The organism is Vibrio sp. 10N.222.49.C9 (genome assembly GCF_041474985.1).
GTDB lineage: Bacteria > Pseudomonadota > Gammaproteobacteria > Enterobacterales > Vibrionaceae > Vibrio > Vibrio crassostreae_C.
In genome coordinates this window covers 35831-59584 of record NZ_JBFRVD010000037.1, presented here as the reverse complement: position 1 = coordinate 59584, position 23754 = coordinate 35831, and the positions used below count along the sequence as shown (strand labels likewise).

Genomic DNA, 23754 nt, shown 5'->3' with positions numbered 1-23754 from the left:
TAGTCACGTAGGGCTTTTTCTTGGAATCAGAAAATCACTTGAGCATAGCTGTCATTAAGAAAGCGTTGCTTTGATGATCTCTTCAATTTTAGCGACAACTTGTTGTGACTTATCGCCGTAAATCGCATCTGGGTGCGGGTTAGCAAACGTGTTGTTGTCGTTATCAAAGTATTGACCGCCTGCTTGTGCGAACTCATTAGACAATGATGCGCGAACCAGAATATCAGAACCGATGCTTAGGTCGCCGCCTGCAATGCCATAAGCGTCTTTCACCATCTTGCTGCCTAGTAACGAAGCTGGGTTGACAGCAACCACCATTGGCCCCGTAGAGCCTAACTCTTTTGCCATCTCACGAGTCCACATAGTGATCGCAAGCTTGCTTTGTGCGTAAGCGTCACCATCAGACATTGGTTTCTTACCTTCTAGCGCTTCGATGTTCACTGCTGCTTGCGCGGCTGAAGACAGGTTCACCACTCGGCTAGATGCATCGAGTACAGGTAGCAGACGTTTAGTCAGATGGTATGGTGAAATGGTATTCACAACAAAACGAACATCTAAACCGTCTTTAGTGATTGGGTTCGGAGTGTTGAACACACCTGCGTTGTTAATCAGTACATCAATCTTATCGCGCTCAGCAATTACTTTGTCAGCCAACGCATCCACATCAGCCAGAACAGACAAGTCTGCCACGTAACTTTGAATTTTCGCTTCCGCAGAGATAGCCACAAGTTGCTGCTCTACGTCTTTGAGTTTGCTTGGGTTACGTCCATGCAATAAAACGTGGTGACCTTGTTGAACAAGTACTTTTGCCGTTTCGAAGCCGATACCATCGGTAGAGCCTGTGATCAGAATAACTTTTTGCATGGAATAGATTCCTTATTAAAGCGCTGACATGGTGAGCGTTTTTAAATGTGTCGTTTCATTGAGGTAAAGAATAGCAACCTTTTATGAAGTTGATAATCAACCGGATTAATAAAACACTATTTAGTTTTTGTTGAAAATGGGGGAGTGAACAAAGCCTCAGTCCGTGCGAAGGAGACGATCAATCGAGTTCTTAGGTCGGAATAGCAGGCAATAAAAAAGCTTAGCGCGGGGGACGCTAAGCTTCGTTGTTAAGTATGTTCTTGAACCATGCTTAGGCTGGTGGGGTTAGCCTACTTGAGAAAAGCTCACTACCTTGCTTTGTAGTTTCTCTTTCAGGTAATCCGTCACCGCTTGCTGCTCGGATTCGCTCATGTATAAGCCAAGTTTGGTTCTGCGCCACAAGATGTCTTCGTCAGTCATCGCCATCTCTTCATTAATCAAGTAATCGATTTCAACTTGATAAACGCCATGGGCTTCGCTTGAGAACTGGATGCCAAGGTCAGCTTCGCTATTTGCGCCTTCCAATAGTTTCCATGTGTAAGTACCAAATTGAGTCACGTAGCGAAGTAATAACGCTTCAGATGCCCAAGGGTATTTCGTGTGGATCATCTTCGCAAGCTGCTCTCTGCTGCAACTAAAGTTACCGCCTGGAAGCGTGTCGTTCGCTGTCCATGGTGCGCCCATGTTGGTTAGGTGTGGTTCTAGCTTGTTCAGTGCCGCTTCGCCGAGTTTACGATAAGTGGTCAACTTGCCACCGAAGATCGAAAGCAGTGGTGCTTGATCTAGCTCTGCGTCCAATTCCAATGTGTAGTCACGAGTGATCGCTTGTGGTGAATCAGATTCGTCGTCACAAAGCGGCCTTACGCCACTGTATGTCCAAACCACGTCTTCACGGCCAAGCTGTTTAACAAAGTGCTGGTTAACGATATCAATCAAGTAATCTACTTCGACATCATCAATTGCGACGTTACGTGGGTCGCCTTTGTATTCAAGGTCGGTAGTGCCGATGATCGAGAACTTATCTAGGTAAGGGATCATGAACACAATACGATTGTCTTTGTTTTGCAGAATGTACGCTTGTGGTTCGTCGTGAATGCGTGGCACAACAATGTGCGAGCCTTTGATCAGACGAATATTACGAGGCGAAGCCTGCTCTAACCCATCATCAAAGAACTGCTTAACCCAAGGGCCTGCAGCGTTAACAAGCGCTCTTGCTTTGCGTTCAAAGCGTTGGTTTGTCATCACATCAAGGATCGTCACATGCCAAATACCACCTTCGCGGTGCGCTTTTTCAACACGGCAGTAGTTACGTACTTCTGCGTTGTTTTCTTTTGCTGCCAACACGTTGAGCAATACCATACGAGCATCATCAACCCAGCAATCTGAGTATTCGAAGCCTGTCTTCATTTCTGGTTTCAGTAGCCCTGATTTTGCTAGGTTGACTGTCTTACTTCCAGGAAGAGTGGTGCGCTTACCCAAGTTATCGTAAAGGAATAGGCCACAGCGAATCATCCAAGCTGGGCGTAAAAATGGTCGATGAGGTAAACGGAAACGCATTGGCTGAGCAACGTGAGGCGCTTTTCTTAACAAGACTTCACGTTCAGCGAGTGCTTCCGAAACCAAACGAAATTCGTAATGTTCAAGGTAGCGTAGGCCACCGTGGATAAGCTTTGAGCTAGCAGAAGACGTCGCAGACGCGAAATCATTTGCTTCGTATAAACCAACGTTTAGACCACGACCAGCAGCGTCTGCCGCGATACCCGCACCATTGATGCCGCCGCCAATAACGATTAAGTCTAGAGTTGAAGATGTACTATTGTTTGAATTAGTTTGTTGAGCACTCATGGTTTTGACCTCTTTCTGAGCGAACGAGCATTTTAGAACATAATTGAATCGTATATTAACTTTCGTTTGCGGTCATTTATTATTTTCGTTTATGCGCGTTTTATGTGATTTGCGCATAAAAAAACCTTCGCTTATGACAGCGAAGGTTCCAAATAACTCTCATTCGAGCATAGAAGTGATATTAATCATGTTCAAGTGCGACTTTCCAAGTAACAAAAAAGCCCATTATCGATAAAGTGATCTATCAATAATGGGCTCTTTTAATGAACACGATTTCTGAGCGTTTTTTTATTCGTCCGACGCTAGTGGTTGAGACGCGGTCTCGATCACTTCCAATGGGATCGATGAATCCTTGAGGATGTTCAGGATCTCTTCTGGTGGCTGCTTATTAGTAAACACCATGTGGGCCTGAGAGATATTGCCGAGCTTAACCATCGCGTTACGACCAAACTTAGTGTGGTCGACGGCTAAGAAGATGCTGCGGCTGTTTTCGATGATAGCTTGCTTCACTCGAACTTCATGGTAGTCAAAATCAAGCAGTGAGCCGTCAAAGTCGATGCCGCTGATCCCTAGAATGCCGAAATCGAGGCGGAACTGCTTCACGAAATCGAGTGTTGCTTCACCCACGATACCGCCATCACGGTTTCTCACTTCGCCACCTGCCAAGATAACCTTTATCTCTGGGTTTGGTAGCAGGATACTGGCAACGTTGATGTTGTTAGTCACGACTCTGAGTTGTTTGTGGTTTTTATTGAGTGCACGTGCCACTGATTCTGGTGTGGTGCCGATATCAACGAACAAGGTTGCACCATCTGGAATGTGTTTAACCAGCTCGTCGGCAATCACATCTTTTTCATTGAAGTTAAGCGCTTTACGCGTGTTGTAAGAGGTGTTTTCTGAGCTAAGAGGAATGGTTGCACCACCGTGATAACGACGGATTTTGTTGCTATCAGCCAGCTCATTGAGGTCTCGTCTGATGGTTTGTGGGCTGACATCGAATTTTTCAACGAGCTCTTCTGTGCTCACATATCCTTGTGTTTTTACCAGGTCTACAATCTGCTGGTGTCTTGGTATTTGCTTCACTTAACTTACCACTCCCTGCGCGCTGCAATACTTTAGCGCACCTAATTCTAAATATTACCTCGCGCTATTGTGCTCGAATTGATACTCAGAGAGAAGTAATGATGGTAAGGAATTATGTCTAAACCGCAAAAACGTTGATCAAAACATGAAAAAAAGGCCCCAAACGCAAAAAAGAGCACAAAATAGTGCTCTTTTTAGTTTCGTTTACTGAGGAACGAACAATTCAATCGATAAGAGAGTGATTATTCGAACGCTCGATTTTACTCTTCGTCGTCATCGTGTAGTTCAGACCAAACTTGTGCACACTTGATAGCACGCTTCCAACCTTTGTAACGGCGGTTACGCTTCTCTTCATCGTGGTGTGGCAAGAACGTACGGTCTAGTACTGCTTTGTCTTGAAGCTCATCGATGCTGTCCCAGAAACCAACTGCTAGACCAGCAAGGTATGCTGCACCCAGAGCCGTTACTTCCGTTACTTCAGGACGGTGAACTTCTGTATCTAGTACGTCTGATTGGAATTGCATTAGGAAGTTGTTCGCTACTGCGCCGCCATCAACACGTAGGTTTGCTAGCTTGATGCCAGAGTCCGCTTGCATCGCGTCTAGTACGTCACGCGTTTGGTAAGCAATACCTTCCAAGGTTGCACGGATGATGTGGTTAGAGTTAACACCACGAGTCAGGCCAACAATCGTACCGCGAGCGTAAGCATCCCAGTATGGTGCGCCTAAACCAGTAAACGCAGGGACTACGTAAACGCCGTTTGAAGAATCTACTTTGGTTGCGAAGTACTCAGAGTCTTCTGCGCCAGCCAGTAGTTTCATTTCATCACGTAGCCATTGGATTGATGCGCCGCCCATGAATACTGCACCTTCCAGTGCGTATGCAGGTTCGCCTTTAGGGCCACATGCCAGTGTGGTTAGAAGGCCGTTTTTCGATGTGACTTTCTCTTGGCCTGTGTTCATTAGAAGGAAACAACCAGTACCATAAGTGTTCTTAGCTTGGCCTGCTTCTACACACATTTGACCGTAAAGTGCAGCTTGTTGGTCACCCGCAATACCCGCGATTGGAATACGAGTACCGCCTTTACCACCAAGGTTCGTTTGACCGTAAACTTCAGAAGAACGCTTCACTTCTGGCATCATTGATGACGGGATCCCCATTTCATCAAGTAGCTTTTGATCCCAGCATAGGTCGTTGATGTTGAACAACATAGTACGTGACGCGTTAGTGTAATCCGTAACGTGAACACGTCCTTGAGTCATCTTCCAAACCAACCAAGTATCAACCGTACCGAACAGTAGTTTGCCAGCTTCAGCGTCTTCGCGAGCGCCTTCAACGTTGTCTAGAATCCATTTTACTTTGGTACCTGAGAAATACGGGTCAAGGACTAAGCCAGTATTGTCACGTACGTAGTCTTCTAGGCCACGCGCTTTAAGGTCTTCACAGATGTCGGCAGTTCGGCGACACTGCCATACGATTGCGTTGTAAACCGGTTTGCCTGTCTCTTTGTTCCATACAATAGTAGTTTCACGTTGGTTGGTGATACCAATGCCGGCTAGCTCATCGCTGCGAATGCCTGCTTTAGCCAAAGCTTCAACCAATGTAGAGCTTTGAGTCGCCCAAATTTCCATTGGATCATGCTCAACCCAGCCAGCTTTAGGATAAATCTGGGTAAACTCTCGCTGAGAAGAACTGACGATATTTGCATCATGGTCGAGAATTACGGCGCGTGAACTTGTTGTTCCTTGGTCTAGGGCAACAATGTATTTTTGCTCGGTCATGGTAAGAGTCCTTTTTCTTTTGTTATTTATATTTTAGTAAATGTAGGGTCGCTTAGGAATTAAGCTTGAGCTTGTTCAGCTTCTTCTTCTGTTTCACATTGGTTTGGAATTGTGCAGCCTTGGCCTTCTACTGGTAGGTAAGCACCGATAACACGTGGGTACAACCAACCACCAAAACACGCACCAGCAATTGGAGCAAGAATTGGAACGATGAAGTAAGGAATATCACGAGCACCGCTTAGTGCGAAATCCCAACCTGCAAAGTAAGCGAACAGTTTTGGTCCGAAGTCACGAGCAGGGTTCATTGCAAAGCCCGTCAGTGGACCTAAAGAACCACCGATAACCGCGATAAGAATACCGATCAGTAGAGGGTTCATTGCACCGCGAGACGCGCCGTTGTTCTCATCACCTAACGCTAAAATGGCAAACATCAACACTGCTGTAATCACGAATTCCACAGCAAAAGCGCCGAAGAAAGAGAGTGAAGCATGTGGGTAAGTCGAGAAGATACCAGCAGTTGATAGTGCGTCTTGGCTGCTACGAACGAAGTTATGTGCGATTTCGTAGTCAGTAAATAGGTTGCTGTACAGGCTGTAAACCAATGCTGCAGAGCAGAAAGCGCCAAGCAGTTGCGAAATGATGTAAGGCACCACTTTCGCTTTATCGAAGCCATGGAACATGGCCAGTGCAATCGTTACGGCTGGGTTGATGTGTGCGCCTGAAACGCCGGCAGTACAGTAAATTGCAATCGCAACACCGAAGCCCCAGATGATGCTGATTTCCCATTGTCCGAATGTCGCACCAGTTAATACCAGAGCGGCCACACAGCCAACGCCAAAGAATATGAGTAATCCTGTACCGATAAATTCAGCCAAGCATTGCCCAAATAAAGAAGGGTGTTTGTTTGTTGTCATGTTCGAGTCCTTTTTAGTTTTGCTTATCTAGCACGTGTATTGTGCATATATTTGCGAACTCGAAAATAAACGAACATCAAAAGTGAGCGTTTGAGCATAAAATTGTTAATTAAAGTCACTTGAAATGTTAATCCGAACACTTTTGCTCGAAAAAGATGCTCGCATGAACGTCATTGCTCGAATTGATAGGTTGCGAAGCCGCTCAAACTACCTATATGTAAATGAATGCGCAACTGGTACGAGGAGTTTATGTTTGGATTTGTGATGCTACTTCGTGAGTGGCGGATTATTAGACGTAGCTTGATGATATTTAACGCGCCTTAACATCTGTACTGAACAGAATGTTCTAAATGTGATGTGATACTGGACTTTGTTTTATTATTGTTACTTTTGTTATTGAAATTGCCATCATACTTGAGAACAATCGTCTTATTTAAGCGGGGGATAAGATGCGAATATTGGTAGTTGAAGATGATCGTCTGATCAGTGAAGCAATAGAACAGCGCTTTATCGACCTAGGTCATGGTGTTGATTGTGCCTACGATGGGGCGGTCGCATTCGCCATGATTAGCCATACCGATTTTGATTTAGTGATCCTCGATCTAAACCTGCCCAATAAATCGGGTGAGCAGATCATTAAACGTATTCGCCAATCGTCTGATACCCCTGTTCTCATTCTTACCGCGCGCAGTGAAGTGTTTGACCGAATTCAGCTTTTGGATCTGGGCGCTGATGATTATCTCACTAAGCCTTTTGATTTTGGTGAGTTGGAAGCCCGCTGTCGCGCGATCGTTCGACGTCGTCAAGGCAGCGATCAGAACACAGTGACGTTTGGTGACATTGAGTTCGACAGTGCAGGTTGCATTGTGAAAGTGAAGGGCGAGGTCATTGAGCTTAAACAGCGTGAATATCGCTTATTAGAAATCTTCCTGAACCACCTCAACCGTGTGATGAGCAAAGAAGAGATCATCGACCACTTATATAACTTCGATAACCCACCCAACACTAATGCGATTGAAACCTACGTTGGTCGTTTGAGGAAGGCGCTAGCCAATAGCAATGTTGAGATCAAAACCCTGCGTGGCCTTGGTTACGTGCTCAATAAAGTCGAAGACTGAGCTGAGGTGTATTAGGTGACGGCACTGAGCAAACCTGTCCGATTTCGTTTTCGAACAAAATCGCTGAGATTTCAATTATTGTTCTCAGCGACCTGTCTATTGTGCCTGATTAGTTTGCTCACTTTGGTTGCGGTAAAGCGCTACGCCTATCAAACCACTCAGATGTTTTATGATCGCCAGTTGAATAACGCCGCCCTGCAGATCATAGAGCAGGTTCGTTTTAATGGTTTAACATTCAGTGTCGACATCCCCACCGCGGCCTTCAAATCGCTGGCTGATTCCCCTAGAGATAAGGTTTTCTATCTGGTTGCTAGTTCTTCGAATTCATCGGAGTCTGGTTACATCACGGGTTATAAAGAATTGCTTGATGATCAGTTAGTGCGTGACCAAATCGACCAGTATCAGATTAAGCTCGAACCAGAGGCTGCTTATTATTACTTAACCTTTAAAGATGAATGGGTGCGTTTGTCTTTGGTCAGTCGCATCATGAATACCCGTGAAGGGCCGCAAAACATTTACGTGCTTGTGGGGCAAACCACACAAGCGAGGCAAGTATGGGAGAAGCAGCTCTCGGACCACGCGGTTAAGCTACTGCTCGCGGTGATGCTAAGTGCACTATTGGTCATCTTTGTGTTGATTGTAAAGGTGCTCAAGCCGGTCAATGAGATTAACAATAAGATGGAGAGGCGATCGAATCTCGACTTAACCCCTATTAATCTCGATGCGCCGGAAGAGGTCGAGCATTTGGTCGATACCATCAATGTGTTTATGTCTCAACTCGATAAGAACTTAACCAACCTTAAGAACTTTACTGGCGAAGCTGCTCATCAATTAAAGACGCCAATCGCTGGTATTAAAGCTCAAATCGAACTGGCCAAAAGCAAAGCCAATGACAGCCACACACTCGATTACTTAGATAAAGTCACTGGCGCATGTGAGGTGCTTGAGCGTACGGTAGAGCAGCTATTGAACCATGCAACGATTCGCCATCGCTACCAAAGTATTGAGCCCACAGAGATTGATTTTAATGAGCTAGTGAAGCAAACCAGCCGTGGCTTGGCGATGAATGCACTCAATAAAGACATCGAATTGAGCTACATAGAATCACTTAAATTTTACATTCGAGGCGATAGCTTCGCCTTAACTCAGATGCTGACGAATCTCATTGAAAACTCAATCAAGTATTCACCCAAAGACAGCACTATCGAGGTTGAATTAGTACAGCAAGGCAGCAAAGCGGTGCTGTACATTCGCGATTTCGGGCCGGGCATTGATGAGCAAGATAAGCCTCATGTGTTCGAGAAGTTTTATCGCAGCGCGAATGCGATTAGCCAAGGCACAGGGCTAGGGATGAGTATCGCGTTAGATGTTGCTCAAAAATCCAATGCAATTCTGAGCTTGGAAGACACTACATCAGGCGAAACGGATAATCGCGGCCTCACGGTGAAAGTCCAGTTCCCGCATACCTATTGGTGGGAGGTTTAATGATGAAATCTTTACGGATTTGGATCGCAGGGCTAACTTCGGCGGTGTTGTTAGCAAGCACTCTATTCGTTACCAATGCCACCGCACAAGCTAATCAAGGCTCAGGTCCCCAAGATTCGGTTCTTCAAGACTCTGTTCACCAAGACAATAGCAACCAAGGTGATGGCAATGAAGATGCGTTGGTGATCTATGGTGCAGCCTATTTGTCAGAAATGAAGCCACTGCTCGATGATTTCCAGCGTCGAAACCCAGAAATAACCGTGCGCTATCAAGCGATGAGCAGCAATGTATTAGATGCTCATATCCGAGACCAAAAGCCGGACCAACCCGACATCACCATCAGTTCGGTGATGGATTTACAATTGCGACTTGTTAATGATGGTTATGCTCTGCCTTACCAAATAAATGTGCCGGGCTATGGCTCTCAATCGGGTATTGTTCCCCACTGGAGCCAGTGGCGAAATGAGCTGTTTGGTTTTAGCTATGAACCTGCTGTGATCGTGTTTAATGAGTCTTTTCTTGAAGGAAAGGAAGTCCCGTTGAGCCGTGTCGAACTGTTGAGTTTTATTCGCCTCCATAGTGAAGAACTGATGGGGAAAATAGGGCTGTTTGATATTCGAGATGTTGGTATCGGTTATCTGCTTTGGTCCTTTGAACGCGCTCAAACGAGTAACTACGGACAATTCTTGGAGCTGTTTAATCTCCATCAGGCTCGCACCTTTGATAGCTCTGCGTCGATGCTCCAAGCGCTGACTGATGGTGATATTGCGATTGCCTACAACATCATGGGCTCGTATGCGAACTCGTGGGAATCGAAGCACAAAGATGTGGTGATTGTGGCGGCCAACGACTACACACCTGTGGTCATTCGAACTGCATTTATTAATAAAACCACGCCTAGGCTAGAACAAGCTCAAACCTTTATTGATTACTTATTTTCCTATTCAGGGCAGAAGCTGATGGCAAAAGAAACCAATATGCCCCCGGTGCGTACCGATATAAAAAGTGCTAAATCGGCAGCGGTTTTACGTGAGCAGTTTGCCAATCAACTCAAGCCCCTTCCGTTAGATGTCAGCCTGTTGATCTTCTCGGATCAAAGCAAAAAATCCTTAGTGATAACCGAATGGGAGAGCGCTCTTAAAAGCTACGATTAGTTTAGTTGGTAGTTAATTCGATTGCTTTGCAGCAACCCGATCTTGGCTTGGTCATTCAACCGAAATACCGCCGAGTCAGCTACATGACAGTTTCGTTTTTTACTCTTGAAGTCCAAAAATGAGCATGGAATTGCTCTTTCACTTCAAGAGTAAGAGGTTGAACACGGTCATGAACGAGAATATTTCCTGCATGTTGATCCGCGGTGGCACATCGAAAGGCGCGTACTTTCTAGCGAGTGATTTACCTGAAAGTGAGCAAGAGAGAGACGATCTGCTTGTGCGTATTATGGGTTCAGGCGAAGGCCAACAAATCAATGGCATCGGCGGCGGCACGTCACTGACGAGCAAGGTCGCAATTGTGTCTAAGTCGGAGCAAGAAGGGACAGATTTAGATTATCTCTTTGCTCAGGTCGCGGTCGATAAGAAAGAAGTCGATACCAAACCTTCGTGCGGCAATATTCTCTCAGGCATCGTGGCGTTCGCCAGTGAAAATAATTTGGTTAAGTTAAGCAGTCCATCGACCATGTTGCGTGTCAGAAACATCAACACCAATACTATTATCGAAGTTTCCGCCGAAAGCCCAAATGGCCATTTACGTTATGACGGTGATGTGCGTGTGGACGGTGTTCCTGGAACTGGCTCACCAGTTTTGCTTAACTTCTTAGATGTTGGCGGCTCGAAAACGGGCAAGCTATTCCCAACAGGCAACGTGCGTGATCAAGTCAAAGGTGTTGAAGTTTCTTGCTTGGATGCAGCTGTGCCTATGGTGCACATTAATGCCAAAGACTTTGGCTTAGCGGGTAACGAGACCAAGCAACAACTCGATGATAATGCCGAGTTACTTGAGCGCATCGAGTCTATCCGTTTATCTGCAGGTCGCTTAATGGGCATGGGTGATGTGACAGGAAGCGTGGTGCCTAAAGTGTCTTTGTTATCACCACCAACTCAAGACGGACACATTACCTCTCGCTACTTTGTTCCTCAAAACTGTCATGCTAGCCATGCTGTGACGGGCGGGATCTGTGTTGCGGCGGCTTGCATGATTCCGGGTACTGTCGCGCATGAAGTGTGCCAAGGCATTAACTCTGAAACGGTCGTTATTGAGCACCCTAGTGGACAAATCCAAGTCAATATCAAAGTAGAGCCAGGGGAAATTGAGCCTGCGGTTCGTCAAGCGGCTTTGGTGCGTACAGCGCGCCCACTGTTCAAAGGTCAGGTTTACCCGACGTTTTAATCTCAAGCTGCTTTAATGCGTATTCATAATCGCTGGCCATTGGGTTGGCGATTTTTTTTCATTCTCACATTCACACTTACACTCATATTCTTTGTTCGTTCTAATATCTTCCCCGGACCCTAGTAAAACCTCGAGGTTTACTGCACCAATTCGGCGCGCGGTGCTCTGTTTTTGTGCCTTAAAGGGCGATCTTTGTAACACTTTTGTTATCAAAGTGCAGCGTGTCAGTTGGATGACAGGTTCGGTGACTAATTTGTCAGAAACCACAAAAAACAGTCCAGCTGCAGGTAACACGCAGTAAAAAGGATATTAGGAGGCACGATGCTGAACGTACAACTACCCGAAAATACACAATCTTCTACTAAGGGTTCGTTATTCTCGAACGGTTCTTTTCTTATGACTCAAAAATTGTCTAAGCTAAAAGTTTGCCAATCACTCTTGGTCACGCTACTTGGTGTCGGGGCATTATCTCATCACGCACAAGCCGAAGAGGTTTCGTTTAAAGGTGAGCGTGTCGAGTTTGTGATGCCTTACAAAGAGGGCGGCGGTACCGATACATGGGGGCGTTTCTATGCACCTTATTTGTCTCAATCGTTACCGGGCAATCCAGTAGTGGTGGTGAAAAACATCCCGGGTGGCGGCTCAACAAAAGGCGCTAACCAATTTGCTCGCCGTGCGAAAGACAACGGCCTCAACATCTTTGCAAGCTCGGCATCAACCCAATATCCCTATCTTCTTCAAGATCGCCGAGTTCGTTACGACTACAACGATTGGAGCGTGATTCTCGCATCCCCAACTGGCGGCGTTGTGTATGTTTCGCCTAAAACGGGCATCGAGAATGTACAAGATCTTTTCGATAAGAAAGACCAAATCAAGTTTCAATACGCAAGCCAAGGTGCGACCTCAATTGACTTGGTACCACTGCTAGCCATGGATCTACTTGGTTTGGAGGTACAAGCGATTTTCGGCATGCAAGGGCGTGGTGCGGGTCGACTGGCATTCGAGCGCGGCGAAGTGAATATCGATTCTCAAACCAGCTCATCTTACATCGACAAAGTGACACCGTTAGTCAATGAAGGTAAAGCGATTCCTTTGTTTAGCTTCGGTGTATTGGGTGAAGACGGCAAGCTAAAGCGTGATCCTAACTTCCCAGAGCTTCCGCACTTCGCTGAGGTGTACCAGTTGTTCCACCCTGAAGAAGCAGAAACACAAGGCTATGCGGTTTGGCGCTCATTCTTTATGGCCGGGTTTGCCGCTCAGAAGATGATTTTTGTGCCTAAGTCGACACCAGAAGAGATAGTTGCAGCATGGCGCGCATCGGCTTCTGAATTAGTCTCTCAACCTGATTTTCAAAAACGTGCCGTCGAAGTATTGGGTGATTACCCTCAGCTGACTGGCGAACAAGCACAACTCGCACTTAAAGCGGCTATGTCGCTTGATGAAAGCAACCTTGAATGGGTCAGAAATTGGCTCACTACAAACTACAACACTCGTTTCTAAACAGGCTATCCAGAAGCCCAAGAAAATATGAGTCTTAACAACGCTCAGTATTAACTGGCAGTGAGACCGCGACGCAAGATCGTGGCTCACGCCTTTTCATCTCACTTTCTCTGTCGCAACGTAGCTAACGAGTTATTCGATTAAATCGTTAACTCAGTGAGTGCTTCACTCCCATTGTATCGCCGCTGTACGGGTAACACCGTAGGGCTTTGTGCATCAAGGGCTCAGGAAAGCAGTGGTCACGAAAGCGAAAGTGAGTCTCATGATAGAAAGGATTCAACGATGTTTAACGAACTCTTTGCTGCACTGGAAACCATATTAAGCGTTCAGCACATCACCTTTATGTTAGGTGGTGTATTGCTGGGTCTCGCGATTGGTATCTTTCCGGGGCTTGGCGGCATTGCAGGCTTATCATTACTGCTGCCGTTCTTGTATGGCATGGACCCAATTTCAGCCTTGGCGATGCTTATCGGCTTGGTTGCGGTTATTCCCACTTCCGATACATTCACTTCCGTATTAATGGGGATCCCGGGCTCAAGCGGCTCACAAGCAACCGTGCTTGATGGCTTCCCAATGGCGAAGAAAGGCGAGGCGGCTCGTGCGCTTTCTGCCGCGTTTACTTCATCGCTTTTCGGTGGTTTGTTCGGTGCGGTGATACTGACAGGGTTTGTGTTGATCGCTCGACCAGTGATCCTCGCTTTTGGTTCTGGTGAGTTGTTCATGCTGACCTTATTAGGTTTGAGCATGGTCGGTGCGTTGGCAGGTAAGAGCTTGGTAAAAGGTTTGTCGGCGTGTGGCATGGGTGTATTGCTTGGCAGTGTCGGTAGTGCCCCTGCAACTGGCGAATATCGAATGACCTTTGACAACTTCTACCTAATGGACGGCATTCCTCTGGTAGTCGTTGGCTTAGGTATTTTTGCGCTTCCTGAGATTATCGATCTGCTTCGTCAAAATAAGCCAATCGCCAATGCTAGTAAACTTGGCAAGGGTTGGTCTGCGGGCGTTCGTGACTTCTTGGAAAACAAATGGCTCGCAGTGCGTTGTAGTGTAATCGGCTGTATTGTTGGTGCACTTCCCGGCCTTGGTGGCAGTGTCGTGGACTGGATCGCTTATGGTCATGCGGTGCAAACGACTAAGAAAGATCCTGAATTCGGTAAAGGTGATGTGCGTGGTGTTATCGCACCTGAATCGTCGAACAATGCGAAAGAGGGTGGTGGCTTAGTCCCTACGCTGTTATTCGGTATTCCAGGTTCGGGTAGCATGGCAGTATTCCTTGGCGGCATGGTGTTGGTGGGTTTAGAACCGGGTCCTGCGATGGTGAGTACTGACCTCGATATTACTTACACTATCGTGTGGTCTTTGGCATTAGCGAACGTGTTTGGTGCTGGTGCTTGTATGCTGATTTCACCTTGGGTGGCTAGGCTGACCACGGTTCGTTACACCTTGCTTGCCCCATTCATGGTGATGGTGATTTGTTTTGCTGCATTCCAAGCAACACGCGACCTTGGCGACTTAGTGACCCTATTAGGCATCGGTACGCTGGGTGTGCTGATGAAGCGTTTCGACTGGCCTCGCCCTGCGTTCTTGATTGGTTTTGTATTGGCCAACGGCATGGAGACCTACCTATACCAAGCGGTTCAGTTTGATGGTGCTGCATTCTTACTACGCCCGGGTGTGATGATTATTGGTGCGCTGACTGTCTTCTCTCTGTTCTTCATGTGGCGTCAAAGCGCGAAGAAGAACAAGCAAAGCGAAGCACAAGACGCTTCGATTGAAACTGCTCAACCTTCAGTAAGAATCAGTTACCGCAAGCCTCAGGTTATCTTCGCTGCCTTGGTCAACATCGCGTTTATGTACGGCATTTACGATGGCTACCAACAGAGCTTTTTAGGTGGCGTGTTCACCATCATCATTGCCAGTATTATGTGGGTATTGTCTTCGGTGGTGCTATTCCAACTGCTGACCAAGCCAGAAGGCGATGCTGTCTATTTTGATAACGAGTATGAGCAAGGCTATGCCTTTGATACCAACAGCATCAGCATGATGCATTACCTGTACTGGCTCGGTGCGTTGATCCTTGGTTGTTACTTTGTCGGCTACGTGATTTCTATTAGCGCGTTCTTCTGCCTGTTCTTGATGAGTAAAGCAGGGTTGAGCTTGATACGTTCCGCATCGGTAACGGTTGCTGCGACAGGGTTCTTACTGGGTCTAACTCACCTAATGGTTTTGGATTTACCGATTGGCTTGTTGCAAGAGGCGGTTGATCTGCCTTGGCCGATTGGATAATGGAAGGAAAGTAATTATGACGATTCGAACTATTATTATGCCTTTTGCTTCTACGGCAAACTCCGCTGAAAGGTTAGAAGGTGCATTGAGTGTTGCTCGGTATTTTGGTGCGCACTTGGATGTATTGCACGCCCAAATTAGCCCGCAACAGTTAATGCCAGAAGAGCGCCAATTGCTACCAAGTAAATGGCTTAGCCGTATTGATCAATTGGTGAATAACTACGTTGCAGAAGATATGAACCAGTCTGAGCTTGAGTTCACCACCTTGTGCGACAAGCTCGAAGTGCCACTGTGCGACAGTGATAACTTAGTGATGAACGACGCCAATAAACTCGTGAGTGCCCAATGGCATAATCTAACGGGTTATCGAGCGGATGTAGTCTCTGAGCGCGGTAAGGTGTCTGACTTAATCATTATCCCTAAACCGCTCAATGGCAAAAGTAGCGTGAGTTTTGACGTGGCGATAGAACATGGCAGTCGCCCCATCTTACTGATGCCACGTGAGCAAAAAAGCTTTAACCCGGAATGCATTATGATTGCTTGGAATGGAGATGATCCAGGTGCGAGGGCTGTGAAAGCAGTGATGCCATTGCTTAGAAAAGCAAAAAACATCGTGGTGGTAACCAGTGAGCGTTCACTCAACAAAAAGCCTAATCAACAAGATTTAAAGCGCTATTTGGGGCTACATAATATCGAAGTGGAGTGTATTTCGTTTAAAGAGGGCAGAATAAAAACGCCTCAAGCGATCCTTGCTCATGCAGAGCAGTTTCATGCTGACTTGATAGTGGCTGGCGCTCTTGCTCATAAGAAGATGCATCAACAGATGCTGGGTGGCGTTACCAGAAGATTATTGAGTAAAACCAACGTGCCTCTGTTCATGGTGAGTTGATTGAATGACCTGAGATTTCATCGAAGTTTAATTGCTGTCATGTCAGGCGCATGACAGCTTAGATTGTTAGAGTAAACTCATGGGCTAACTGATATGTGACCCGTCCGTCTATGCTTATGTGGTCATCGTATTTATTCTCCTTTTTACGATGACTGATTACCAGTTAGCCCCTTTTTATTTGAATGTATGCAGCTCTAAACCAGAGCTGCCACTTTTCCTTTCGCAACCAATTGATATCGAACCGAGTCATACGCCCAGTTGAACGCAATCGCGTAAAGTACGAAGAAAATAACTAGGCCGATGTCCATGATCAGTACGGTTAGGAAGTCGAGTTGTAGAACCCACATCAAGACAGGTAGAGTCACTGTCATTAAGCCAAGCTCAAAACCTAATCCGTGCAGGATACGTGTTTTCGTGGTTCTTTTGCTTCGGTCTGCTCCGTAAATTTTGTCGTAGCCATAGTTGTAAACGTAGTTCCAAGCCATCGCTATCAATGATATTGCGAGCGCTAAGCCTGCCATTTCACCTGCGCCGTTTCCTGTAATATAGGTTGCAAGCCCTGCCATCAAAACCAAAGCAACCAATTCAAATAGCACCATGTGCAACATGCGTTCTTTATGTGACATTTTTCTAACTCTCTTTACGATTAAATAGCCGCCGATGGGCTAATGACTTGGCTAAATAATATCTACTTAAGTGATAATATAAAGATAGTTAGCATCACATATAGTGATAGTAAGTTTTGGGAGACACCGAATGTACAACATTGAACAACTGAAAATGTTTGTGTATGCCGTTGAATTAGGGTCATTTTCTGCCAGTGCTCGTCATTTGGGGAAGGTGCAGTCGGCGGTGAGCCAAGGCATCAGTAATCTTGAAATAGATTTTAATGTTGAGCTTTTTGATCGTTCGACTCGAAAGCCTTCACTAACCAAAGCGGGCGAGCAGTTATTTAAACAGGTGAAAGCGATCGTGCTTCAGGTTGAAGATCTGAATGTGACGGTTAGTGCGATGGGCAGTGGTGAAGAGGGGCTCATCAAAATTGCATTAGATGATTCACTATTGGTCCCGAATCTATCTAAGATCCTTAGTCAGTTCAGTCAACAATTCCCTGCGACTGAAGTGGAACTGGTTGCGTGTACCACGACAGAGGTCAATCCGTTAATTATCGAAGAGAGAGCCGACATTGGATTGATGTTTACCAACTTGGCTTTTGATGTCGGTTCTGAGCCATGCTTTATCGGTCACTTACCGTTTATTGCTGTGTGTCATCCAAGTCATGCGCTCGCAAAAACAGGTGTCGCGAAACTCCCTGATTTACTCCCACATCGTCAGTTAGTGTTGAGGGGAGACAAGGGGAAGGTGATGGATCAGTTTCCGATGATTGCCGGTAAAGTGTGGTGGTCAAACAGCTTTATTGTGATCAAAGAGATGGTACTCGGCAGTGATATTGGCTGGGCATACTTACCGAAACACCTTGTTGAAGAAGAGCTTATTAAACAGCGCTTGGTAGAGGTGAATGTGTCATTTGACCATAAAACTTGGTCGCCTCCGGTTGATCTTGTTCTGTCTAAAACACGCTCAAAAGGTCCTGCATTACTTTGGCTTGAACAAGCATTGAAAGGCCTATTAGACGAAACTGAATAAAGAAAAGGCTCACCGTTTAACGTGTGAGCCTTTCTGTTCAAAGTGATGCTGCTTTTTGTTAGTTCTAGTTCTAGGTGTAGACGTAGATGCTATACGCTAGGTTTAACCGTCTGACCGTTGTAGTACTTGTCTTTCATCTTAAGCGCCACGTTCACAAGGTAAATCAGCACAGGGACTTCAATCAGTGGACCGATAACGCCTGCAAACGCTTGGTCTGAGTTGATACCGAATACTGAGATAGCCACGGCAATCGCTAGCTCGAAGTTGTTACCTGTTGCTGTAAATGCAATTGATGCGTTCTTGTCGTACTCGATGCCCATCTTTTTACCGATGAAGAAACTGATGAAGAACATCGCAGTGAAGTAGATAGTCAGTGGAACCGCAATTAATAGAACGTCCATTGGCAGTTCAACAATCATTTCACCTTTCAGGCTGAACATCAGAACGATAGTCGCCAGTAGTGCAATCAGTGTGATTGGAGAGATGCGTGGAATAAATACGTCGTTGTACCACTGCTCGCCTTTCATCGACACAAGGATCTTACGGCTTAGGAAGCCCGCTAGGAATGGGATACCTAGGTAGATAAGTACACTGTGTGCAATGTCGATCATCGAGATATCAACCAACATGCCTTCGTAACCAAATACTGGTGGAAGAACGCTGATGAACAACCACGCCATAAAGCTGTAGCTCACCACTTGGAATGCACTGTTTAGAGCAACCAATGCCGCGCCGTACTCTTTGTTACCGCCGCCGATGTCGTTCCAAACCAGAACCATCGCCACACAACGAGCAAGACCAATCAGAATCACCCCAACCATGTAACCTGGGTGGTCTCCCAAGAAAGTTAGTGCCAATACAAACATCAGAATTGGACCAACGATCCAGTTCATGATCAAAGAGAGCTTAATGGCTTTCTTATCTTTTACCACAGTGCCTAGCAGGTTGTAGTTAACCTTAGCCAGAGGTGGGTACATCATTAAGATAAGGCCAATCGCAAGCGGAATGTTAGTGGTGCCAACAGACATTGAATCGTTCCACTGTTCGATCTGTGGGAATAGGGTGCCGAGTAGTACACCAAGGCCCATGGCAATAAAAATCCACAGTGTTAAGTAGCGATCTAGAAAACCTAACTTTGGTTTCATGATAATCTCTCTTAGTTGATATCGTAAATCGTCGAAAAACGATTGGTTGTGGCAAAAAAACACGCTTAAAAGTAAAGGCTATCAAAGCCGATCATTCAAGCGTGAACTTCTATTTTAAAATGCTGTTAAATATCGATTCGAAGCGTTGAATATTGTCGCGGTCGATGCGGTAACACATCTTCGGCGGAATCGACTCAGCCGTAATAAAACCTGAGGCTTTTAATATTCTTAAGTGCTCTGATACCGTTGATTGAGCTAAACCCAATTCACTCACCAGATCACTGTTCAAGCAGCCGCCCGATTTTTCTAACGTGGAAAGGATACTCAATATACGTATTCTTGCTGGGTGAGCGAGTGCTTTCGCCAGTGCGGCCATTTGCTTTTCTGCTTTAGCATCACCGTGTTCGATGGGCAGAGAACAGCCACCAGATGTCGAGCAAGTTGAGTTCATATTGACGTCTCACTTTTATTAATCGTTAAAAGACGATTAATGATAAGCCTATTTTAAATAGGGGTCAATGCTCACTGTCTATTTGAACGAACTTTAAGGTGGCGATTCAGGGACTATGGTTGAACTCTGCTTTGACTCAGCTACGCAAAATGGCGTGAACATCGATTAAACGCCATTTTGCTCGGTTATCCGCTAGTTAAGAACGGTATAGCCTCGGTTGATCATACAGTTACGATTCACTTGAAACTTCTGCTGCTCAGATAGCTCGGCGGATTGTCTTTTTTGAGCACCGTGCTTTAAAGCGCCGCTGATAATACCGATGCCAGCACCAATTTTTGCACCATCATGACCACTCCCGCCAGAGACGGCTCCACCAACCGCACCCAGCGCTGCACCCTTAGCGGTTGAACCGACAATATCGCTGCCAAGAGAATCGACCTCTTCAGGCTTCACTTGTTGAGCGTATTGCTCACATTCATACAGATCGGCGTGATACTGTGTTTCATCAACACCTTTAGTATCGACAATGATTTGATTAGCAAATACTGAACTTGATGCTACAAGCAATATCGCTGCGATTGGAGAGAATGGAAATTTCACAATATAGACCTCTAGAGTATTCATTGCATTGTTAAAGTGACGTGTAGTTCTCGATGAAATCAAGGCGACGATCGGTGTACTCACCAGAATCCAACATCTTAGATAACCCGCGAAGCGTGTTGTAAGGCTGAGAAACGGCCACCATGTTAATGAGCCAATACGGAATATCGCCACCTGGATCACTCAATACTCGATAAGAGATATGGGTGGTGTTTTCGTCGATTGGTGTCAGGATCCAACTCGCCTCTAATTCAGCCACTCTGATGATTTTTTTATTATTGTTTGGCAGGTAATCAGGCCTACCATGCTGATCAATGGTGACAACCATCGTCTTTGGATCTTGAGTGATGACGTTCTCTACGATAGCTTCACGATCGGCAACTGGCCAAGGTGCCTTGGTATAGGTTTTGGTGATCGTGTGCGCCGCACTAAAATGCTCTATTTCTTCCATGTCATCGATGTTTTCTACCCATTGCGTGCCAACAGAGGTATCGATAAAGAGTGCGATAATAGAAGTGAGGGACGCGTTGATGTCGCCTTCTGCTCGAAATTCTTTAAAGTGACTGCCTTCAATTTTACGGTTATAAACCTCGATGCCTTTTTTATCGCGTGCCAGTGACCAGCCATCGGTGTCTGATGCAAACACCGAAACTGAACAAGCAAGAAGAAGCAAAGTAATAATCTTATTCATCATGTTAATGAGCGCCCTTTCCAGCTGATTTTATTGGTTTTAGATAAGCGGTAACTGTTCAGCACGAGTAGGCTTTGAACACAAATACCGAAGGGTACGGTTAACGCAAATTTTGCGGGAACAAACAGTTCCTTAACCAAAATGAAGTAGGTGACGATCGACACCAAGAGCATCACAGAGCTGACAATGAGCGAATAAGCATGAATGGCAGACATGTCACTGATGAAGGCGTTCGCCGATACCAGCATCAAAAGCGGTCCCGCCCATGCGATGATGTTGGCTTTGATGAAGACTTTTAAAGCTTGTGCTTGCGATTGACAATTCACAATAAGATTCATGTTTTTGGAAAAGCCAGCCCAGATTGAGTTGAAGTCTGAATACATGTGCGTACTCATTAGTTTGTCTGCAAATGCCCAGAAAATCTTAAATCCATTGACCTTCATGACTTTTGCAAAGGCGATGTCTTCCGATATCGCGTTTGCTACTGCGGCGTGTCCACCGACTGCGTCGTAGGATTTTCGGGTAAACAACATCGCCTGACCGTTAGCAATCGCTTCTTCCTTAGTCATGTCGTTCGAGTTTTTAAAGTTCATATAAGATGCGATCGATAGAAAGATGCCCGGCAAGGTCGCTTTTTCTGCCACAGACGCAAAAGTTTGTTTTGGATTAAACGATAAGAGATCAGTTTTTTGTTGGATAGCAAAGTCGATAACGCTCTGTAGCATCGCGGGTGCTGAATCGGTATCTGCATCAATGAAATACACATATTCACCGCTCGCGTTGAGTGCGCCAGCCATACATGCATTGCTCTTACCAAGCCATCCGGTCGGTAACGTTCTACCTGAAATACAGCGCGCGTTAACGTCGAACTTACTGATCAATGCTTCTACTTTTGCACGGGTTGAGTCAGTAGAAAAGTCATCAACAACAATGACTTCAAACTTGTCTTTTGGGTAGCTCTGCTTCAATAGAGAGCCAAGGCTGATTTCAATATTGTCTTCTTCATTTCGCGCAGGAATAATGACGGAAACAGTCGGCCACTCAGTTCTTTTGAACGATATTTTAGGTTCAATGTGAATACGATGGCGCTCTAAGTTCGCAAGTGTGATTAGAAACTTGACGGTAACGATGCAAAGCAAGGTCGTAATAATAGCTAAAATCATAATGACTGTGGTCGGAATAAAGTGATGGAGAGACAGGAAAGAATATAGTGGAGTGTGACCTAACGCACATCTTGTATGTAGGACTTAACCCTTCAAACTGGAATGCGCTTCTGTTAGCGTTTGCCTTGGAAAGATGTGAAACAGTGACTGACAGGCGGTAAAATAAGCATTGTATTCACCAGCGACTCTAGCGATATAATCGAACCCAGAACCGTTACTCAAGATAACGAATGATCATAATCCAATAATAGGTACGCCCGACATGCCCCAACAAAACATCAAATTTATCGCGACTGATATGGATGGCACCTTACTCGATGAGCATGGAAAGCTCGACCCTGAGTTTTTCAATCTTTATGAGCGCTTAGAAGCGCAAGATATTATTTTTGCTGCCGCGTCTGGCCGCCAGTATTACAGCTTGCTAGAAACATTTTCCCCGCTTAAAGATCGCATGATGTTTATTGCTGAAAACGGCACATTAGTGATGCACAAAGGCCAAGAACTTTACAGCTGCTTGCTTGATACCGATGCCATTAAAGAGATCATTAAAGAAGCTCGAGCTATTGAAGGCGCGCATGTGGTGCTATGCGGTAAGAAATCGGCATACATCGAAACCAAAGATGAGCGTGCTCTGGCGGAGATCTCTAAGTACTACCATCGCCGTGAGCAAGTAGAAGACTTACTGGCGGTAGAAGACGATTTCATCAAGGTGGCTATCTGTCACTTCGACGGTTCACAAGAGAAAGTGAACCCAACTATTGATGCCAAATTCGGTGAGAACTACCAAGTGGTTGTAAGCGCAAAAATTTGGTTAGATGTGATGAACGCTGAAGCGTCAAAAGGTGCGGCGATTAAACATCTACAGAACACATTAGGTTTCACTTACGAGCAGACCATGAGCTTTGGTGATTACCTAAATGACTTGGAAATGCTTAAAGAGAGCTACCACTCTTACGCGATGGAAAACGCGCATCCAAAGTTAAAAGAGATCGCGCGTTTTGGCGCGCCAAGTAACGTTGACGCGGGTGTGTTCCAAGTACTTGAGAAGTTGCTAGCGTAACGCTCTTAAGCTAGATTCGATTTTTATCAAAGCCAACTCGTGAAAATGAGTTGGCTTTTTTGTTGGCTGCTGTTGTATTGAGTTAAATTTGAACGAGTGTTCAGCTTGTTGTAGTCTAACCAGAAAGATGGGTATTCACTTTGAATTGGATACGCCTTAGTAACGATATTTGGAATGATTATGAGCAAGAAACTTCAACTTGATATTATTTCTGACGTAATGTGCCCTTGGTGCGTGGTCGGCTACAAAAACTTAGAGCAAGCCATTACGGAACTTGGCTTAGAACAACAGATTGAACTTGAATGGCAGCCGTTTGAGCTTAACCCTGACATGCCGCAAGAGGGCGAAAACCTGCGTGCCCATATCATGAGAAAATACGGTTCTAGCGCAGAAGAGAGCCAACGTTCACGAGAACAGCTTTCGGCTCGCGGCCAAGCGGTTGGTTTCGATTTCAATTTTTATGACAGTATGAGAATGGTCAATTCACGTCATCTACATGTACTTCTCGATTTTGCACTAGCGCACGGCAAACAGACTGAGTTAAAGCTACGCTTCTTTGCTGCTCACTTCACAGAGCAAAAAGACCTGTCCGATCTTGAAGTCATTGCACAAGAGCTTGAAGCGGTTGGCTTAGACTCAACGAAGGCACTGAAGCGCCTAAAGAACACCGACAACTTGAAGCAAATTGAAGCGCAAGAGTTTGAATGGCAACGCATGGGGATCTCTGCGGTTCCTGCTGTGGTGTTCAACCGTAAGAGTGCAGTAACGGGCGCGCAGACGGTAGAAACCTACAAGCAGATTCTTCAAGAGCTTATTGCTGAATCATAAACGGATCATTGCTATC

Annotated in this window: 21 protein-coding genes; 10 read left to right on the top strand and 11 right to left on the bottom strand. The window is 45.7% G+C overall.

Annotated features, from left to right (window positions below; translation table 11 throughout):
• Positions 1-54 precede the first annotated feature (54 nt).
• The 5 genes from AB4585_RS16630 to AB4585_RS16610 all read right to left on the bottom strand — a co-directional run bounded on the left by AB4585_RS16630 (position 55) and on the right by AB4585_RS16610 (position 6487).
• On the bottom strand, positions 55-864 hold the full coding sequence (locus AB4585_RS16630; RefSeq protein ID WP_372170318.1) for an SDR family NAD(P)-dependent oxidoreductase: 810 nt from the start codon (positions 862-864) through the stop codon (positions 55-57).
• A 285-nt stretch (positions 865-1149) separates the two neighbouring features.
• Positions 1150-2709, bottom strand: coding sequence for a glycerol-3-phosphate dehydrogenase (gene glpD / locus AB4585_RS16625; protein ID WP_372170313.1), 1560 nt, complete (start codon positions 2707-2709; stop codon positions 1150-1152).
• A gap of 288 nt (positions 2710-2997) precedes the next feature.
• The gene (locus AB4585_RS16620) at positions 2998-3792 is read right to left on the bottom strand and encodes a DeoR/GlpR family transcriptional regulator (protein WP_372170311.1); all 795 of its coding nucleotides are present in this window, start codon (positions 3790-3792) and stop codon (positions 2998-3000) included.
• A gap of 260 nt (positions 3793-4052) precedes the next feature.
• Positions 4053-5573 (bottom strand): glycerol kinase GlpK, encoded by a 1521-nt coding sequence (glpK, locus tag AB4585_RS16615; RefSeq protein ID WP_017060940.1) that lies wholly within the window; start codon positions 5571-5573, stop codon positions 4053-4055.
• Positions 5574-5632: 59 nt separating this feature from the next.
• Positions 5633-6487, bottom strand: coding sequence for an MIP/aquaporin family protein (locus AB4585_RS16610; RefSeq protein ID WP_004732234.1), 855 nt, complete (start codon positions 6485-6487; stop codon positions 5633-5635).
• Positions 6488-6936: 449 nt separating this feature from the next.
• On the opposite strand from AB4585_RS16610, the gene AB4585_RS16605 reads away from it, so the two are divergent.
• The 7 genes from AB4585_RS16605 (at position 6937) to AB4585_RS16575 (ending at position 16153) form a co-directional block, all read left to right on the top strand.
• On the top strand, positions 6937-7605 hold the full coding sequence (locus tag AB4585_RS16605) for a response regulator transcription factor (protein ID WP_016795398.1): 669 nt from the start codon (positions 6937-6939) through the stop codon (positions 7603-7605).
• 15 nt (positions 7606-7620) lie between these two features.
• Positions 7621-9090, top strand: a complete 1470-nt coding sequence (locus tag AB4585_RS16600; protein ID WP_372170308.1) for a sensor histidine kinase — start codon at positions 7621-7623, stop codon at positions 9088-9090.
• Positions 9090-10244, top strand: a complete 1155-nt coding sequence (locus AB4585_RS16595) for an ABC transporter substrate-binding protein (protein WP_372170305.1) — start codon at positions 9090-9092, stop codon at positions 10242-10244. The genes AB4585_RS16600 and AB4585_RS16595 overlap by 1 nt, the downstream gene beginning before the upstream one ends.
• Before the next feature lie 169 nt (positions 10245-10413).
• Positions 10414-11478 carry a 4-oxalomesaconate tautomerase gene (locus AB4585_RS16590; RefSeq protein WP_136973630.1) on the top strand — a complete coding sequence of 355 codons (1065 nt, stop codon included), beginning with the start codon at positions 10414-10416 and terminating at the stop codon, positions 11476-11478.
• A 321-nt stretch (positions 11479-11799) separates the two neighbouring features.
• The gene (locus AB4585_RS16585) at positions 11800-12978 is read left to right on the top strand and encodes a Bug family tripartite tricarboxylate transporter substrate binding protein (RefSeq protein WP_372154336.1); all 1179 of its coding nucleotides are present in this window, start codon (positions 11800-11802) and stop codon (positions 12976-12978) included.
• 282 nt (positions 12979-13260) lie between these two features.
• Positions 13261-15264 (top strand): tripartite tricarboxylate transporter permease, encoded by a 2004-nt coding sequence (locus tag AB4585_RS16580; RefSeq protein ID WP_372111723.1) that lies wholly within the window; start codon positions 13261-13263, stop codon positions 15262-15264.
• A 16-nt stretch (positions 15265-15280) separates the two neighbouring features.
• Positions 15281-16153 (top strand): universal stress protein, encoded by an 873-nt coding sequence (locus AB4585_RS16575; protein WP_136973632.1) that lies wholly within the window; start codon positions 15281-15283, stop codon positions 16151-16153.
• Positions 16154-16347: 194 nt separating this feature from the next.
• Here AB4585_RS16575 and AB4585_RS16570 read toward each other — a convergent pair whose 3' ends face one another.
• Positions 16348-16779, bottom strand: a complete 432-nt coding sequence (locus AB4585_RS16570; RefSeq protein WP_017066100.1) for a PACE efflux transporter — start codon at positions 16777-16779, stop codon at positions 16348-16350.
• A gap of 130 nt (positions 16780-16909) precedes the next feature.
• Here AB4585_RS16570 and AB4585_RS16565 point away from each other — a divergent pair, with 130 nt between their 5' ends.
• Positions 16910-17800 (top strand): LysR family transcriptional regulator, encoded by an 891-nt coding sequence (locus tag AB4585_RS16565; protein WP_372170300.1) that lies wholly within the window; start codon positions 16910-16912, stop codon positions 17798-17800.
• An 89-nt stretch (positions 17801-17889) separates the two neighbouring features.
• Here the strand turns inward: AB4585_RS16565 and arsB are convergent, their stop codons facing one another.
• The 5 genes from arsB to AB4585_RS16540 form a co-directional block, all read right to left on the bottom strand.
• Positions 17890-18945, bottom strand: a complete 1056-nt coding sequence (arsB, locus tag AB4585_RS16560; protein WP_017065681.1) for an ACR3 family arsenite efflux transporter — start codon at positions 18943-18945, stop codon at positions 17890-17892.
• Between the two features lie 109 nt (positions 18946-19054).
• Positions 19055-19396: a helix-turn-helix transcriptional regulator gene (locus AB4585_RS16555; protein WP_017064015.1), complete on the bottom strand. Its 342-nt coding sequence runs from the start codon at positions 19394-19396 to the stop codon at positions 19055-19057.
• A gap of 192 nt (positions 19397-19588) precedes the next feature.
• Positions 19589-19996 carry a glycine zipper family protein gene (locus AB4585_RS16550; RefSeq protein ID WP_029235181.1) on the bottom strand — a complete coding sequence of 136 codons (408 nt, stop codon included), beginning with the start codon at positions 19994-19996 and terminating at the stop codon, positions 19589-19591.
• 31 nt (positions 19997-20027) lie between these two features.
• The gene (locus tag AB4585_RS16545; RefSeq protein WP_017072305.1) at positions 20028-20690 is read right to left on the bottom strand and encodes an START domain-containing protein; all 663 of its coding nucleotides are present in this window, start codon (positions 20688-20690) and stop codon (positions 20028-20030) included.
• Entirely contained in the window at positions 20687-21850 is a 1164-nt protein-coding gene (locus tag AB4585_RS16540) for a glycosyltransferase family 2 protein (RefSeq protein WP_017064013.1), read from the bottom strand. Before AB4585_RS16540 ends, AB4585_RS16545 begins: the two co-directional genes overlap by 4 nt.
• A gap of 262 nt (positions 21851-22112) precedes the next feature.
• On the opposite strand from AB4585_RS16540, the gene AB4585_RS16535 reads away from it, so the two are divergent.
• Entirely contained in the window at positions 22113-22910 is a 798-nt protein-coding gene (locus AB4585_RS16535) for a Cof-type HAD-IIB family hydrolase (protein WP_017069716.1), read from the top strand.
• Positions 22911-23090: 180 nt separating this feature from the next.
• Positions 23091-23738: a DsbA family oxidoreductase gene (locus tag AB4585_RS16530; RefSeq protein WP_372154334.1), complete on the top strand. Its 648-nt coding sequence runs from the start codon at positions 23091-23093 to the stop codon at positions 23736-23738.
• Positions 23739-23754 lie beyond the last annotated feature (16 nt).

What these genes read in the sequence shown, in the direction of transcription:
- AB4585_RS16535 (WP_017069716.1), top strand. Translation starts at nt 22,113, where the DNA reads ATGCCCCAACAAAACATCAAATTTATCGCGACTGATATGGATGGCACC.
- AB4585_RS16630 (WP_372170318.1), bottom strand. Translation starts at nt 864, where the DNA reads ATGCAAAAAGTTATTCTGATCACAGGCTCTACCGATGGTATCGGCTTC.
- AB4585_RS16575 (WP_136973632.1), top strand. Translation starts at nt 15,281, where the DNA reads ATGACGATTCGAACTATTATTATGCCTTTTGCTTCTACGGCAAACTCC.
- AB4585_RS16570 (WP_017066100.1), bottom strand. Translation starts at nt 16,779, where the DNA reads ATGTCACATAAAGAACGCATGTTGCACATGGTGCTATTTGAATTGGTT.
- AB4585_RS16530 (WP_372154334.1), top strand. Translation starts at nt 23,091, where the DNA reads ATGAGCAAGAAACTTCAACTTGATATTATTTCTGACGTAATGTGCCCT.
- AB4585_RS16565 (WP_372170300.1), top strand. Translation starts at nt 16,910, where the DNA reads ATGTACAACATTGAACAACTGAAAATGTTTGTGTATGCCGTTGAATTA.
- AB4585_RS16545 (WP_017072305.1), bottom strand. Translation starts at nt 20,690, where the DNA reads ATGATGAATAAGATTATTACTTTGCTTCTTCTTGCTTGTTCAGTTTCG.
- AB4585_RS16590 (WP_136973630.1), top strand. Translation starts at nt 10,414, where the DNA reads ATGAACGAGAATATTTCCTGCATGTTGATCCGCGGTGGCACATCGAAA.
- AB4585_RS16605 (WP_016795398.1), top strand. Translation starts at nt 6,937, where the DNA reads ATGCGAATATTGGTAGTTGAAGATGATCGTCTGATCAGTGAAGCAATA.
- glpK (WP_017060940.1), bottom strand. Translation starts at nt 5,573, where the DNA reads ATGACCGAGCAAAAATACATTGTTGCCCTAGACCAAGGAACAACAAGT.
- AB4585_RS16580 (WP_372111723.1), top strand. Translation starts at nt 13,261, where the DNA reads ATGTTTAACGAACTCTTTGCTGCACTGGAAACCATATTAAGCGTTCAG.
- glpD (WP_372170313.1), bottom strand. Translation starts at nt 2,709, where the DNA reads ATGAGTGCTCAACAAACTAATTCAAACAATAGTACATCTTCAACTCTA.
- AB4585_RS16595 (WP_372170305.1), top strand. Translation starts at nt 9,090, where the DNA reads ATGATGAAATCTTTACGGATTTGGATCGCAGGGCTAACTTCGGCGGTG.
- AB4585_RS16540 (WP_017064013.1), bottom strand. Translation starts at nt 21,850, where the DNA reads ATGATTTTAGCTATTATTACGACCTTGCTTTGCATCGTTACCGTCAAG.
- AB4585_RS16585 (WP_372154336.1), top strand. Translation starts at nt 11,800, where the DNA reads ATGCTGAACGTACAACTACCCGAAAATACACAATCTTCTACTAAGGGT.
- AB4585_RS16610 (WP_004732234.1), bottom strand. Translation starts at nt 6,487, where the DNA reads ATGACAACAAACAAACACCCTTCTTTATTTGGGCAATGCTTGGCTGAA.
- arsB (WP_017065681.1), bottom strand. Translation starts at nt 18,945, where the DNA reads ATGAAACCAAAGTTAGGTTTTCTAGATCGCTACTTAACACTGTGGATT.
- AB4585_RS16555 (WP_017064015.1), bottom strand. Translation starts at nt 19,396, where the DNA reads ATGAACTCAACTTGCTCGACATCTGGTGGCTGTTCTCTGCCCATCGAA.